General features: G+C 48.6%; 12 protein-coding genes and 1 pseudogene. 8 read left to right on the forward strand and 5 right to left on the reverse strand.

Annotated features, from left to right (window positions below; all coding sequences use genetic code 11):
- Positions 1-158 (reverse strand): annotated as a pseudogene (locus VIR50_RS09355) (radical SAM protein); the annotation flags it as partial.
- Positions 159-337: 179 nt separating this feature from the next.
- Here VIR50_RS09355 and VIR50_RS09360 point away from each other — a divergent pair.
- From VIR50_RS09360 to folK, 6 genes are read left to right on the forward strand one after another with little or no spacing between them, the layout of a single operon-like run.
- Positions 338-1216, forward strand: coding sequence for a cell division protein FtsX (locus tag VIR50_RS09360; protein ID WP_331934863.1), 879 nt, complete (start codon positions 338-340; stop codon positions 1214-1216).
- Between the two features lie 57 nt (positions 1217-1273).
- Positions 1274-1510: a DUF3098 domain-containing protein gene (locus tag VIR50_RS09365; RefSeq protein WP_331934864.1), complete on the forward strand. Its 237-nt coding sequence runs from the start codon at positions 1274-1276 to the stop codon at positions 1508-1510.
- A complete protein-coding gene (locus tag VIR50_RS09370) occupies positions 1510-2430 on the forward strand; it encodes an undecaprenyl-diphosphate phosphatase (RefSeq protein ID WP_331934865.1) in 921 nt (306 codons plus the stop codon). The genes VIR50_RS09365 and VIR50_RS09370 overlap by 1 nt, the downstream gene beginning before the upstream one ends.
- On the forward strand, positions 2430-3140 hold the full coding sequence (gene truB, locus VIR50_RS09375; protein ID WP_331934866.1) for a tRNA pseudouridine(55) synthase TruB: 711 nt from the start codon (positions 2430-2432) through the stop codon (positions 3138-3140). The genes VIR50_RS09370 and truB overlap by 1 nt, the downstream gene beginning before the upstream one ends.
- Positions 3141-3142: 2 nt before the next feature.
- Entirely contained in the window at positions 3143-4327 is a 1185-nt protein-coding gene (gene queA, locus VIR50_RS09380; protein WP_331934867.1) for a tRNA preQ1(34) S-adenosylmethionine ribosyltransferase-isomerase QueA, read from the forward strand.
- A 34-nt stretch (positions 4328-4361) separates the two neighbouring features.
- Positions 4362-4790, forward strand: a complete 429-nt coding sequence (gene folK / locus VIR50_RS09385; protein ID WP_331934868.1) for a 2-amino-4-hydroxy-6-hydroxymethyldihydropteridine diphosphokinase — start codon at positions 4362-4364, stop codon at positions 4788-4790.
- A 14-nt stretch (positions 4791-4804) separates the two neighbouring features.
- Here the strand turns inward: folK and VIR50_RS09390 are convergent, their stop codons facing one another.
- Positions 4805-5590 carry an ABC transporter ATP-binding protein gene (locus VIR50_RS09390; protein WP_331934869.1) on the reverse strand — a complete coding sequence of 262 codons (786 nt, stop codon included), beginning with the start codon at positions 5588-5590 and terminating at the stop codon, positions 4805-4807.
- Between the two features lie 207 nt (positions 5591-5797).
- Between VIR50_RS09390 and VIR50_RS09395 the strand changes: the two genes are divergently transcribed.
- Positions 5798-6616, forward strand: coding sequence for a KilA-N domain-containing protein (locus VIR50_RS09395; RefSeq protein WP_414703546.1), 819 nt, complete (start codon positions 5798-5800; stop codon positions 6614-6616).
- A 54-nt stretch (positions 6617-6670) separates the two neighbouring features.
- Positions 6671-7474, forward strand: coding sequence for a carboxylesterase family protein (locus VIR50_RS09400; RefSeq protein ID WP_331934870.1), 804 nt, complete (start codon positions 6671-6673; stop codon positions 7472-7474).
- A 285-nt stretch (positions 7475-7759) separates the two neighbouring features.
- Here VIR50_RS09400 and VIR50_RS09405 read toward each other — a convergent pair whose 3' ends face one another.
- The 3 genes from VIR50_RS09405 to VIR50_RS09415 all read right to left on the reverse strand — a co-directional run bounded on the left by VIR50_RS09405 (position 7760) and on the right by VIR50_RS09415 (position 12993).
- Positions 7760-9721: a beta-N-acetylglucosaminidase domain-containing protein gene (locus tag VIR50_RS09405; RefSeq protein ID WP_331934871.1), complete on the reverse strand. Its 1962-nt coding sequence runs from the start codon at positions 9719-9721 to the stop codon at positions 7760-7762.
- 642 nt (positions 9722-10363) lie between these two features.
- Positions 10364-11419, reverse strand: coding sequence for a DUF4831 family protein (locus VIR50_RS09410; RefSeq protein WP_331934945.1), 1056 nt, complete (start codon positions 11417-11419; stop codon positions 10364-10366).
- Positions 11420-11475: 56 nt separating this feature from the next.
- Positions 11476-12993, reverse strand: coding sequence for an NAD(P)H-hydrate dehydratase (locus VIR50_RS09415; protein WP_331934872.1), 1518 nt, complete (start codon positions 12991-12993; stop codon positions 11476-11478).
- Between the last annotated feature and the right edge of the window lie 25 nt (positions 12994-13018).

Consider the following 13018-nt stretch of genomic DNA (forward strand, 5'->3'; position numbering starts at 1 on the left):
CGGGGCAGGTGGTCTTTATTAAACCCGCACTCGCAATAAATGCAGTCAAAAGTACATACTTTGCCATCGGGCGGCATGAGGTTGATACCAAGTGATATGCCCAATCGGCGGCTATGGATGGGTCCGAAAATAGGGGAGGGATAGAGAATGGTGCTCATAGAAAATGCTAAAGTATGGAAAACAGTCCATTGATAATATGCTTGCAAAGGTATATAAAAATATGATTCCCGGGTTACAGCTCATTTATTAATTGGTTAATATGAGTTAAACAAATTGGCAGGGCCATGTAATTTGATTATTTTTGCACCAAATTCGGATGATTATAGCCTTTTTATAAATGGGAAAGAAACGTAAAACTACCGGCAACCGACAAGGCTTGCAGGTCGTTACTCTGTGTATCAGTACCGCTATGGTGCTGATTTTGTTGGGAATGGTTGTATTTACTGTGTTGACAGCACGCAATCTTTCAGATTATGTGAAGGAAAATCTGACCGTCACAATGATGTTGCAAGAGGATATGACTAATCCTGAAGCAGCGCAATTATGTAAGAATTTACGCACCCGCAGATATATCAATCAGATTCATTTTATCAGCAAACAGCAGGCGCTCAAGGAGCAAACGGCTGCCATGGGGACCGACCCCTCGGAGTTTATCGGGGCCAACCCGTTTCTCGGCTCGATAGAGGTGAACCTGAAAGCTGACTATGCCAATAGCGATTCTTTGAAGTGGATAGAGCGTGAATTGAAGAAATATCCCAAGGTAGGTGACATCACTTACCAGCAGGATTTGATGGATAGCGTAAACCGTAACCTGCAAAAAATCAGTATCGTTTTGCTCATTTTGGCCGGCTTGTTGACGTTTGTTTCCTTCTCACTCATCAACAATACGGTACGGTTGGGTATCTACGCGCGTCGTTTCTCCATCCATACGATGAAATTGGTGGGCGCCTCATGGAGCTTTATCCGTAGGCCTTTCTTGTGGAGAGCCGTAGGAGTGGGCATGGTGGCAGCCTTGATAGCGGTGTTGTTCTTGGCAGGTTGCGTTTATGCGCTGGTACAGTATGAGCCCGATGCGGTGGCTGTCATCACATGGCAGGTAATGTTGATAACCGGCGTTTCCGTATTCCTGTTTGGCATTATCATCACGGCCATTTGCTCTCACATATCAGTTAACAAGTTCTTGCGCATGAAAGCCGGTGAGCTTTATAAGATTTGATAGTTTTATAGTTTGTCGGTAAGACGATCATATATAGAATAAAGACTTTAAAATATAATGGATAAAAGAAATTTAGCGTTCGGAAAGACCAACTTTATATGGTTGGCTGTGGGAATGGTAATCGTCATTTTAGGTTTTATCTTGATGAGTGGCGGTGAGTCGACCGACGCGGCCTACGATCCTTCCATCTTCAGTCCGATGAGAATAAAGGTAGCCCCGGTGATCACGTTTGTAGGTTTTGTATCTATCATCTATGCTATCATCCGTAAGCCTAACGACAATATTGCCGAATAATGGATATTCTACAAACAGTTATTATTGCGATTGTAGAGGGATTGACGGAGTTTTTGCCCGTGTCATCTACCGGGCACATGATTATCGCACAGAACCTTTTGGGCGTTAAACCGGGCGATCCTTTTGTTCATGCCTTTACTTTTATCATACAGTTTGGTGCCATTCTCTCGGTGGTATGCCTTTATTGGAAGCGTTTTTTTAGCATAAATCGTACGCCGGTGCCCGAGTTGGTGGCGGCGGAAGCATGGCAGCCGGCAGACCATTCGTGGTTTGAGAACGCCAAGCACTCGGCTTGTAACGCCTTTTATTGGCTGCGCCATCGGTTTGGTTTTTACTGGTTGCTGGTCGTAGGCGTGCTTCCCGCGGTAGTCGTGGGCCTCTTGGCGAAGAAGAGCGGCGTGCTCGATTGGCTGCTCGATAGCGTGGCTGTTGTGGCGGTTACTTTGGTGTTGGGTGGTATCTTTATGCTTTTTTGTGACCGAATCTTCAACAAAGGCGCTGAAGAAAACGAGGTTGACGTGAAGCGAGCCTTTAAAATAGGATGTTTCCAATGCCTCTCTGTCATTCCCGGAATGAGCCGTAGCATGTCGACTATTGTAGGAGGAATGCAGCAGAAGCTGACCCGTCACCGTGCGGCAGAGTTCTCTTTCTTCTTGGCAGTGCCAACTATGGCCGGCGCAACCTTGCTCGATTTGCTCGAAATGTTTAAGGAAGACACGGCATGGGCCACCGCTCATAACATCGAAATGCTGCTCTTAGGTAGTGGTATCGCCTTTGTCGTGGCTATATTTGCCATGAAATGGTTTGTAGGATTCCTCACAAAATACGGCTTTAAAGCCTTTGGCTGGTATCGAATCATAGTGGGTGTCATCATACTTATCTTGTTGGCAACCGGTCATTCTTTAGCGATGGTAGACTAATGGACTTTAAAGCAGGAGAGATTTTCGCCATCGACAAACCTTATCGTATGTCGAGTTTTGGGGCATTGGCCCATGTTCGCTATTTACTTTCTCATCGTTTGGGCTATAAAGTGAAGATAGGTCATGCGGGAACGCTCGACCCTTTGGCCACGGGAGTTTTGATACTGTGTACCGGTAAGGCCACCAAGCAAATAGAAACGTTGCAAACCCATACGAAAGAATACGTGGCCACGTTACAGTTAGGGGCCACGACGGTGAGCTATGACATGGAACATCCCGAGAACGCTACGTACCCCACGGAGGGTATAACCTTAGCTTCTATCAGCGAAGTAATAAAGCAGTTCGTTGGCGATATAGAGCAAGTGCCCCCTACTTACAGTGCGGTGAAGGTGAATGGCGACCGTGCCTATCAGTTGCGGCGCGATGGTCAGGAGGTGGAACTCAAGCCCAAGCAGGTACGTATTGACGAGATTGAGATACTCCGGTTTGACGAAGAGGGCATGAAACTGCAGCTTCGCGTGGTTTGTGGCAAGGGAACTTATATCCGAGCGCTGGCCCGCGACTTGGGAAGAGCGTTGAATAGCGGCGCTTATCTTACGGAGCTTCGGCGTACCAGAGTGGGTGATTATAGTGTAGATAACTGTGTGCCATTCAATGATTTTGTAGCATGGATGGACGAGAATAATATTAAAAAGGAGATAATAATTTAAATATGAAGCTATCACAATTTGACTTTAAACTGCCCAAAGAGCAGGTTGCGTTATATCCTCACAGTATATATCGTGAGTTTGAGAACGAGGATGGCCAAAAAGAAACGTTCCGTATCAGCCGTCGCGATGAGGCTCGTATGATGGTAATCCACCGTAAGTCGCAAACGATAGATATGTATCGGAAGGATGAAAAAGGAAATCCCATAGAGGGAGAGTTCCTTGAGTTTCGTGATATTCTGAATTATTTTGAAGAAGGAGATACCTTTGTATTCAATGATACAAAGGTGTTTCCGGCTCGTCTTTACGGCACAAAGGAGAAGACCGACGCCAAGATTGAGGTGTTTCTTTTGCGTGAGCTGAACGAGGAAATGCGTCTTTGGGACGTGCTGGTAGAGCCTGCCCGCAAGATACGTATAGGCAATAAGCTGTTCTTTGATGAGTCGGGCACGATGGTAGCCGAGGTTATCGACAATACGACAAGCCGTGGCCGAACGCTCCGTTTCCTATATGATTGCCCTCATGAGGAGTTTAAAGAGGAATTGTTTGCCTTGGGTGAGTCGCCATTACCTCGTTATATCATCGATAACCGTGAGATAAAGGAAGGCCAAGATACGGCCCATGCGGAAGCCGATGATATGGAAGACTTCCAAACTATCTACGCAAAGAACGAGGGAGCGGTCACTGCTCCGGCTACAGGTTTGCACTTTACCCGTGAGCTGATGAAGCGAATGGAGATATTGGGTGTGAACGATGCCTATATCACCCTGCACTGCGGCTTGGGTAATTTCAACTCCATTGAGGTGGAAGACCTGACGAAGCACAAGATGGATTCCGAGCAAATGGTTATCAACAAGGAGGCTTGTGACATCGTGAACGCCACAAAGAAAGCTGGTCATCGGGTTTGTGCGGTGGGTACCAGTGTGGTAAAGGCAACGGAAACGGCCGTGGGAACAGACGGACTTTTGAAGGAATATGATGGTTGGACCAATAAATTTATATTCCCTCCTTATGATTTCGGTTTGTCAAATTGTATGGTTGCCAACTTCTATCATCCACTTTCCACGCTCGTAATGGAGACCGCCGCGTTCGGAGGATACGATATAGTGATGGAGGCTTACAATTTAGCGGTGGAGCATGGTTACATGTTTGGCTGCTTTGGCGACGCATTGTTGATATTAGACGATTAAGCCTTTTCTCCACGTTTTCAATTATTTTAGAACCTTGCATACAGCTTATTTAGGATTAGGTTCCAATCTCGGTAATCGCAAGCGCAATATGCTTGAGGCCGTGAAACTGCTCAATGGGCAGGTTGGTGAGGTCGTGGCGACTTCTTCTTTCTATGAAACCGCGCCTTGGGGATTTGATTCTCCTAATAAGTTTATTAATATCTGCGTGCGTGTCAGTACCCCGCTGACACCTCGCCAGCTCTTAGAGGCGACCCAACGGATAGAACATTTGATGGGTCGAGTGGAGAAAAGCCACAATGGTATCTACCATGACAGAATCATCGATATTGATATTCTTCTCTTTGATGATATTCATATCGATGATTCTGATTTAGTTATTCCCCATCCGTTCATGAAGGAACGCGATTTTGTAATGACGCCATTGCGTGAAATCATAGAGCCTTCCGTGTTGGAAAGGTTATAAAACAGCTCCTTTTCTTATTCTCTTCGCTCTATGCGAAGCGTCATTGTTTGGGTGTCGAACCTGATGTCATTGCGCTCCACATATCGGCTTAACGTGCCGTTTTCGACCAGCTCTTGGGGCGTACCGATATGGAGTTGTTCTCCATCCATCATCCATAGACAGTCAGCAAGTTGCATGGCCAGCTCAAGGTCGTGGGTCGATAAGAAAATCGTTTTATCCGTCTCACGGGCTAATTGACGTAGCAATTGCATGGTATCGACCTTACTCGGAAAATCGAGAAAGGCCGTTGGCTCATCCAAAACGATGATGGGCGTCTGTTGGGCCAAGGCCTTGGCTATCATTACTTTCTGACGTTCGCCGTCGCTGAGTGTGCTCACCATGCGATGGGCGAAAGCCTTTATACCCACTTGCTCTAAGGCTTCGTCAACCGCTTTGCGGTCGGCAGGGCGCAAATGGCCCCAAAAGTCGGTGTAGGGAGAGCGCCCTAAAGCCACGAGTTCCTCCACCCGCATGTTCTGCACTTGGGGCTTTCCCGTGAGTACAACGCTGATTAATTGGGCCAACCGGGGCTTGGGGAAGTCGCCGAGGGGCCGATTATTAATGAGAATCTGCCCTCCGAGCGCCGGTTGAAAGCCGGCTATGGTGCGTAGCAAGGTTGATTTTCCTACGCCGTTACGCCCTAACAAGCAGGTTAGTTGGCCACTGATAATCGGGGCATTGAGCGCTTGTGCCACGATGTGGCGGCTTTTGCCATCATCGTAACCGATAGAAAGATTTTCCAATCTGACGGTTTCTTGCATGTAGATAAGGAGTTTATGACAAGTAGTTGGTGGACTACTTATCAGCAATGTTATGACGCAAAGGTAAGAAAAAGTTACCGTATAAAGAGTAGCCTGCTTTATTCTTTTTCTTATCTTTGCATAAGATAGCCCGTGCTCAACAATTTAAGAATAAGCTCTTATTGTCTTTGCCAGCACTATCTTTGTGCATAAATACATTTCGTTTCTATGGTAAAAAGAGATTCTATCGTCGTTAAAGAAGTTGTCATTAAGACAATGGTAAGAAATGGTATGGACTATATTTGCATTACAGATATAGCCCGACAGAAAAATCCTGCGGAGCCTAAAGATGTTGTAAAGAATTGGATGAGGCAAAAGAATACGCTTGAATATCTTGGATTATGGGAGAAACTGAATAATCCGGAGTTCAAAGGGATCGAATTCGACCCCCTTTTTCGTGAAGCCGGAAGTAACTCTTTTACGATGAGTCCCTCTCGTTGGGTAGAACTGACATCAGCCGTTGGTATTATAACTAAGAATGGATCAGGCGGTGGTACTTATGCTCAAAGAGATATAGCCTTTAAGTTTGCAAGTTGGGTTTCAGTGGAATTTGAATTATATTTGGTCAAAGAGTTTCAACGCCTAAAGGCGGAAGAACAGAAAATACTTGGTTGGACAGCTAAAAGAGAGCTATCGAAAATTAATTATCATATCCATACTGATGCAGTCAAGAACCATCTGATACCTCGTGAAATAACTTCTATGCAGGCAAATATTATCTATGCTGAAGAGGCCGATGTGCTTAACGTAGCAATGTTTGGAATGACTGCTAAGCAATGGCGTGAGGCTAATCCTGACTTGAAAGGTAACATCCGTGACTACGCAACCATAAATGAATTGATTTGTTTGTCGAATATGGAGAATATTAATGCTGTACTTATTAATGAAGGAATAGTACAAGGGGAACGGTTGTTAAAACTCAACCAAATCGCCATTCAGCAGATGCGAATTTTAGAAAACAATAAAAATAGAAGCCTATTAATATAGTAGTTTGTGAAAACTTTTCCGTAAGTTTGTAACAACTAACGAAATCAAACGCACATGAAGAAACTGATTATCCTCCTCTTTGTTATCTGTCAGGCCATTGGAGTGATGGCTTTTGACGGCAATTTTGAGGCGAAGAAAAACGTGATAGCGGGCGGATATAACTTTTGGATGTACACCCCCGGGGATTATGAGGCCGATGATCATCCGCTGCCACTGATGATATTTTTGCATGGAGCCAGCCTTTGTGGCAACAATTTAGACCGTGTGCGCCGCTACGGAGTGCTCGATGCGATAGAGCGGGGCAAGCATATTCCCATGTTGGTGGTGGCACCGCAGAATCCGGGAGGTGCATGGAGCCCGAGTAAAATCAATGATATGCTGGAGTGGGTGATGGCCCATTATAGGGTAGACGCCACACGAGTTTACGTGTTAGGAATGAGCCTTGGCGGCTACGGAACGATGGATTTTGTGGGTACTTACCCTGAAAAAGTGGCGGCGGCCATGGCCCTTTGTGGTGGCTGTTCACTGAAAGACGTGAGCCGTTTGGGGCAGGTGCCCTTGTGGATTATGCACGGCACTGCCGATAGGGCTGTGTCGATACAGCAGTCGAAGCAGGTTGTGAGCCGTTTGGAACAAAGCGGTAACGACAAGTTACTTCGTTATTTTTGGGTAAAAGGAGCGTCGCATGGCGCCTTGGCCCGTTTGTTTTATATGCAAAAAACGTATGACTGGCTGATTGGTCATTCCACGAAAGACAATCCACGGGACGCCGATCGCAGTTTCACCATTGATGAAACGGACATTCGGCAGTCGTATCAGGAAATGCGGGCCTTACCCGGTGATTACGAGAAAGATTGAAAAGAAAAGGATATATACACGGTTTTCTATCGGTAAAATGTACGGCTTGGCATAGCCGTCGTGCATGATTTGCCGTTATGAATGAAAGCGCCCGGTCTTTAAATGTAAAGACCGGGCGCTTTGGTTATTATTTCATGATCCCTCGGCGAGGGATGATTGAATATGTCATTGGCTTGGATGTATGTTAAAAATGTGATTCCAAGACAAATCCAAGACGGTTGCGTTAAATTGTTGTAACCTTTGGCGCAGGCATAGATGATGGCTCCATGCCTGCGTCGGAGAGGGTCAGAGTTTGGTTGCGAGGTAGTCGAGGAAGGGGCGCAATACCTTTGCGGACGACTCCGCCGTTTTGTTTTCGAGTCTTATATCTTCACCCATACCACTCAAGATGTTGAAGTGGTAGTTGGCATTCTGCTCAATGTTGGCCACTGTTTGCTTGAGTTTCGCGACCACGGCGGCACGTTCGGGCGTATTGGCGGCTGACTTTTGGTCAACGGCGTTGAGCAGTTGGATGGTGAGGAAAGCCATGTCGCTCACTTTCATAATCCATGGTTGGATGTCAGAATAGAAGATACTGTCGCTCTCAACGGTGGAGTTGCGCATGCCATCAATCACACGGCAGGCTTCCAACACCTTGCCCATTTCGGTCTTGATGGGCTGGCTGTTGCCATCGGCCTTGTAGTTATTGACGAGCGAGGCCATCGGTTCCTCATCGAAATAGCGCAGGTAATTGGTGAGATAGGTAAAGGCTTCGGCTTTATCTTTGCCCACGACGGCTTTCACGGCAGCCTTGAAATCGGCCTGATTGTCAAAGGTAGCGTTGTTCCACGCGTAGTCACCAACGCCGAAGAGCGCTATCTTTGAGGCTGCTCCCTGCTGCATGGGGTTGGAGATAAGGGCGCTGGCGCCATGCAATTGGCGGGGAAGTGTGGCGGTAGAGTCAATCCATTTCTCGTCAGCAAAGTTAGTGTAGGTGTCGCGAACAAATAGTTTCGTAACGTCATTATCGTTGCAGGGGTAGTTCCACCACCATGCCTGACCACGGCCTAAATCCTCAGCTACCACCTCAATGTCTTTAGAGTTGGGCACCGACCATGTAGCGGCGCCGGTAATATAGATGACCACGTGGGCCGGCGTATTCGACAAAGCTTTGAAAAAGTTTTTGCGTTTTTGCGCGTCAACCCATGAATAAGCGTAGAGCTGCGGTACGAAGTGGATGGGTTTCACGGTGTCGGCCGGCGTTTGATAGTGGCGGTTCCACTTGGCTTCCACGGCGTGTTGCACCTCTGTCAGGCGCTCGGCGTTGCGCTTGAGGGTAGGCTCGTCGCTGGGCACACCTACGTCGTCAACGAACACACCGAACTGTCTGATACCCAAATCGTACATCATTTGGAATTTGTTCATGATTTTATTGATAACCGTTTTGTCGGCTTCGTCGGTGAAAGCCTTGCCCGGGTGGATGGCCCAAATGAAGTTTACTTTCGTCTGTTTGGCCACTTCGGAAATGTCGCGCATCATGTCTTGCGTCAGGTATCCAATGGCTTTTTGGTCATCGGTAATCTTTGTGGGATAAGGGTCGGCCCATTTCTGCGAGTGGTAAGGGTCGCTCTTGGCGCCATACATGTAAGCGTTCATTTTGTAACGGGCCATGAAGCGGAACAAGTCTTTCGTTACATCGGCGTTGTAGGGCACGCCATAGTAGCCCTCGATTACGCCACGATACTGTATGTCGGCATAATCGCCAATGCTCACGCAAGGCAGGTTTTCGGTGCCTTGGTCTAACATTTGCTCGAGCGAGGCCAGTCCGTGGAAGGTGGCGTCGGTGTTCTCTCCGAGAATCAAAGCGCAGGCACGGCTCTTTTTATCCTTGCCCAAGAGCAGCACGTGGCGGTCGAACTTGCCCTTGGTAGCAAGGGCCTTACGGTCGACTTTCACCTTGGCGGCATAGCGGTCGGCGGGTCCTTTGGAGCCATTGACGCCTAAGTAGAGCGTTGCCAGCTTGGCGGAAGGCTTCGTGGTAACGACTCCTTGCAGTCCGTGATCGGCCAATACGGCTTTTGCCCGTTCCAAGGTTGTGTGGTCAATCAGGGCGTCGGCCACGATATTCACTTGCTTGGTAAACGACGCTTTGCCCGGAAGGGCTTTCTGGTTTTGGGGTACGGGATAGATTGTGTAAACGTTGTCGGCCATGGTTGTCAGCGAAACGACCAATGCCAAAAGAGTTAGTGTGATTGTTTTGATGTACATGTTATATGATTGAATAAATATTGGTAACCGTTACAGAGTGGCTATTGAAGCGTAATAGCCATGGTTTTGGTAGCGTATGATAGACTTTGCAAAGATACGGTTTTTTATTTATTTATGCAAGGAAAGATGGGGGTGGCGGTTTTTTAGTTGACGAGTTGAGGGCTAACGAGTTGGCAAGTTAATAGTGGAGTTGACGAGTTAACGAGTTGACAAGTGAACAAGTTAATGGTTTTAGCTAATGAGCTGACGACCAGTGGCTAATAAGTTGGCGGCTCATAACTAACGACTTCATGGCCGGTAGCTAATAAGTTGGTGGCCGGTTATGGCGTTTCGGCTGCTGTTATCTGATTGGTCGGCCCCGTCAGACCGGTCTGACTCATCCTCCCAAGTTGTCGAGCAAAAACGGTAAAAGTAACAAAGCGCCCTACAAGAGGGCTGCTTTTAGCGCCTCATAAGCCTGCTTTCATCGGGTAAAAGGGCTGCTTTGACACAGCCAAAAGGCAGCTTTGGAAAAGCCGAAACTGTCGTATGGATAGGTGGGAGCAAGAAAAGAGTTCAGTGATAGGGCATAAACGAAGCCCGGCCCTTGGCACTGAAATGCGCCAAGGGCCGGGCTACTGCTTATTGGGAGCGTTGATGTCGTTAGTTGTCGAGTGGCTCCGTGGTGAGTCGGTCCACATTGCCCGTAACGGGATTGAGGACCAATTGGGTGGTGAATTTCTTACCGAAAAGCTCTCCGCTGAGCGGTTCTACCCGGCCAAACTGCGCGGCATAAAGCTCGAAAGTGGCGTAAGGGCGAGCAAAATCGATGAGGGTAACCTTTATCTTTCCGGGCAGGCTGACGGCGATTCCGCAGTCGTCTTTCGACTTCTTGCCTTCGTGGGCGATGGCAGGCTCGATGGTTGAGATACTGTGGAGGTCGTCTACTTGGGCGTAAAAGGGCGAACCGCTGAGGTCATCCTTATCTACGAGCCCGGCATATTTGGAGAAGCGGAATACCAAAGTGCGCTCGCCGTCCTTCTCGGGCATGAAATCCACTTCCTGCTCCAGCGTGTCCCGTTCGGTGGTTCCTTGGAATACTTGCATCAAAGCGTTTTCCTGACGTTTGAGTTGGGCCAGCATGATACGCAGTTGCTCCCCGTCTTTGGGCATGAAATCGGCCTCGCCCCGGGACAGCATGTTACGGCTTTCGCGGATGTCGGCTATCTCCTGCGAGATAAGTTCGGCCATGCGGGCCTTGTTGGGGGCAGCCATCATGTCGGCAGTGTAGAAGTCGTGTGGGTTGTCGGGCTTGCTCTTGGGCGCCGCGAGGAAAGGTTTTGGCGGCTCGGGCTTGCTTCCTTTGGTGTTGACAGCCATGAGTACGCCGTTCTCATCACGGTCTATGCTGATGATACTGTGCTTCTTGTCGATGAGCGCCGTGAACTGTTTGGTCGTGTCGGGCAAGCCTATGAGCTGCGCCGATAGGCCTATGAGACGGTAAGTGGTTGATGGTTGGCTTTCTACCTCTTGCAATTTCATGTAGCGGGAAGCGTATCCGGCGAGGTCGCCCGGCGTATAGGTCGTTTTCTCTACCAGCAGTTTGAGTTTCAAACCGGTCTTGGGCAAGAAGTAAGTTGCCCCGTTGACGGGCATTTGAGCCAAGGCTGTGGTAAGATAAAAAGATGTTAGGAAGAGGGCAGTGATGACTTTTTTCATGTTCATTTTTATTTCTGCGTCAATAAAATCATGGAAAATGTGAAAGGGGTAGAAGTTTATTCCTCTATGCGTAAAAAGGCTTTGGGCAGGTATCGGATGAGGTCTCCGGCCATTAGACTTTCCTTGCCGAGGTCCTTGGCGGCCATGTCGCCGGCCAATCCGTGGAGGTACATGCCCACGAGACAAGCCTCGCGCTGTTGGTATCCTCGTGCGAGGAGGCCCGTGACCATGCCCGTTAGCACGTCGCCGGAGCCTGCGGTGGCCATTCCGCTGTTGCCGGTGGAGTTGAAAGTGATGTCACCATCGGGCTGGCATAGGGCCGAATAATGTCCTTTGAGCAGTATGTAGATTCCGTAATGCTGGGCCATGTCGGCGGCTTTCATCAAGCGGTCGTAACATCCGCTGCTGCCGGTGCCCGATAGACGGTCGAACTCTGCGGGGTGGGGAGTGAGGATAACGCCTTGCGGCAGTTGTTGAATCCAAGCACGGTGATTGGCGAGTATGTTGATGGCATCGGCGTCGAGCACCACCGGACATTGGCTTCCACGGACTTGAGCAATCATGGCGATGGCCGAGTTTTCGTGCTTTCCCAGTCCCGGACCTATGCCCAAGGCGCTGAAATCGGCGGTATTGACGGGTTGGGAGAAGTAAGTCTCTTCCTTGTCAATGCTCATCACGGCTTCGGGAACGGTGGTTTGGAGTATTGGGGAATTGACTTTGGGCGTGTGAACATATACTTTTCCGGCTCCGGAACGCAGGCATGCTTTGGCCGCTAACGTGGCCGCGCCACTCATACCGTAGCTTCCGGCGATGATCATGGCCGTTCCCATGTCGCCCTTATGGGCAAAATCGTCACGCGGCAGCAACAGACGGCGTATGTCGTTTTCCTCTATGACCGTGTAACGAGCCTTGGTTTGGCTGATAAACTCGGGCGAAAGTCTGATGTCGAGCACCCTTAGCCGACCGATATATTGCTGGTTGTCGGCCATGAGCATGGCGAGTTTCTTTTGTTGAAGGGTAAGTGTGAGGTCGGCACGGATGATGTTGGCGTGAATGTTATAGGTGTTGTCCTCGGTCATCAGGCCCGAAGGAAGGTCTATGCTCACCACTTCGCAAGGCGAGGCGTTGATGTATTTCACGAGCGAAGCGAAGCCTCCGGCCAATGGTTTGTTAAGTCCCGACCCGAAAAGTCCGTCCACCACGAGTGTGTCCTTGTCGAGATGAGGAGGATCGAAGTTAAGAGTTATCTCGTTAAAGGAATGCAGCTGGTGGCTGTCGATGGCACGTTGGCGATTGACAGCGCAGTCGGGAGATAAATGATTGTGGATATTAAAAAGGTAAACGCTTACCTGATAGCCCTTGATAGCTAACAGTCGGGCAACGGCCAGTGCGTCACCACCATTATTGCCGGGACCGGCGAAGACTACAACAGGCACCATGGTAGGCCATTGCTCACAAATGGCAAACGAAAGAGCTTTGGCGGCGCGTTCCATCAGATCGATAGAGGCAATAGGTTCATGCTCTATCGTGTAGTTGTCGAGCTCATGAATCTGAGCGCTGTTAAAAATCTTCATAGGTTGCAAATTTACAAAATTAATG

It is taken from the genome of Prevotella sp., assembly GCF_036570325.1.
Classification (GTDB): Bacteria; Bacteroidota; Bacteroidia; order Bacteroidales; family Bacteroidaceae; genus Prevotella.

Bases quoted from the DNA above. Each gene is read 5' to 3' on its own strand.
- VIR50_RS09415 (WP_331934872.1), bottom strand. From the start codon at position 12,993: ATGAAGATTTTTAACAGCGCTCAGATTCATGAGCTCGACAACTACACG.
- queA (WP_331934867.1), top strand. From the start codon at position 3,143: ATGAAGCTATCACAATTTGACTTTAAACTGCCCAAAGAGCAGGTTGCG.
- VIR50_RS09410 (WP_331934945.1), bottom strand. From the start codon at position 11,419: ATGAAAAAAGTCATCACTGCCCTCTTCCTAACATCTTTTTATCTTACC.
- VIR50_RS09395 (WP_414703546.1), top strand. From the start codon at position 5,798: ATGGTAAAAAGAGATTCTATCGTCGTTAAAGAAGTTGTCATTAAGACA.
- VIR50_RS09400 (WP_331934870.1), top strand. From the start codon at position 6,671: ATGAAGAAACTGATTATCCTCCTCTTTGTTATCTGTCAGGCCATTGGA.
- VIR50_RS09390 (WP_331934869.1), bottom strand. From the start codon at position 5,590: ATGCAAGAAACCGTCAGATTGGAAAATCTTTCTATCGGTTACGATGAT.
- VIR50_RS09365 (WP_331934864.1), top strand. From the start codon at position 1,274: ATGGATAAAAGAAATTTAGCGTTCGGAAAGACCAACTTTATATGGTTG.
- VIR50_RS09405 (WP_331934871.1), bottom strand. From the start codon at position 9,721: ATGTACATCAAAACAATCACACTAACTCTTTTGGCATTGGTCGTTTCG.
- VIR50_RS09370 (WP_331934865.1), top strand. From the start codon at position 1,510: ATGGATATTCTACAAACAGTTATTATTGCGATTGTAGAGGGATTGACG.
- VIR50_RS09360 (WP_331934863.1), top strand. From the start codon at position 338: ATGGGAAAGAAACGTAAAACTACCGGCAACCGACAAGGCTTGCAGGTC.
- truB (WP_331934866.1), top strand. From the start codon at position 2,430: ATGGACTTTAAAGCAGGAGAGATTTTCGCCATCGACAAACCTTATCGT.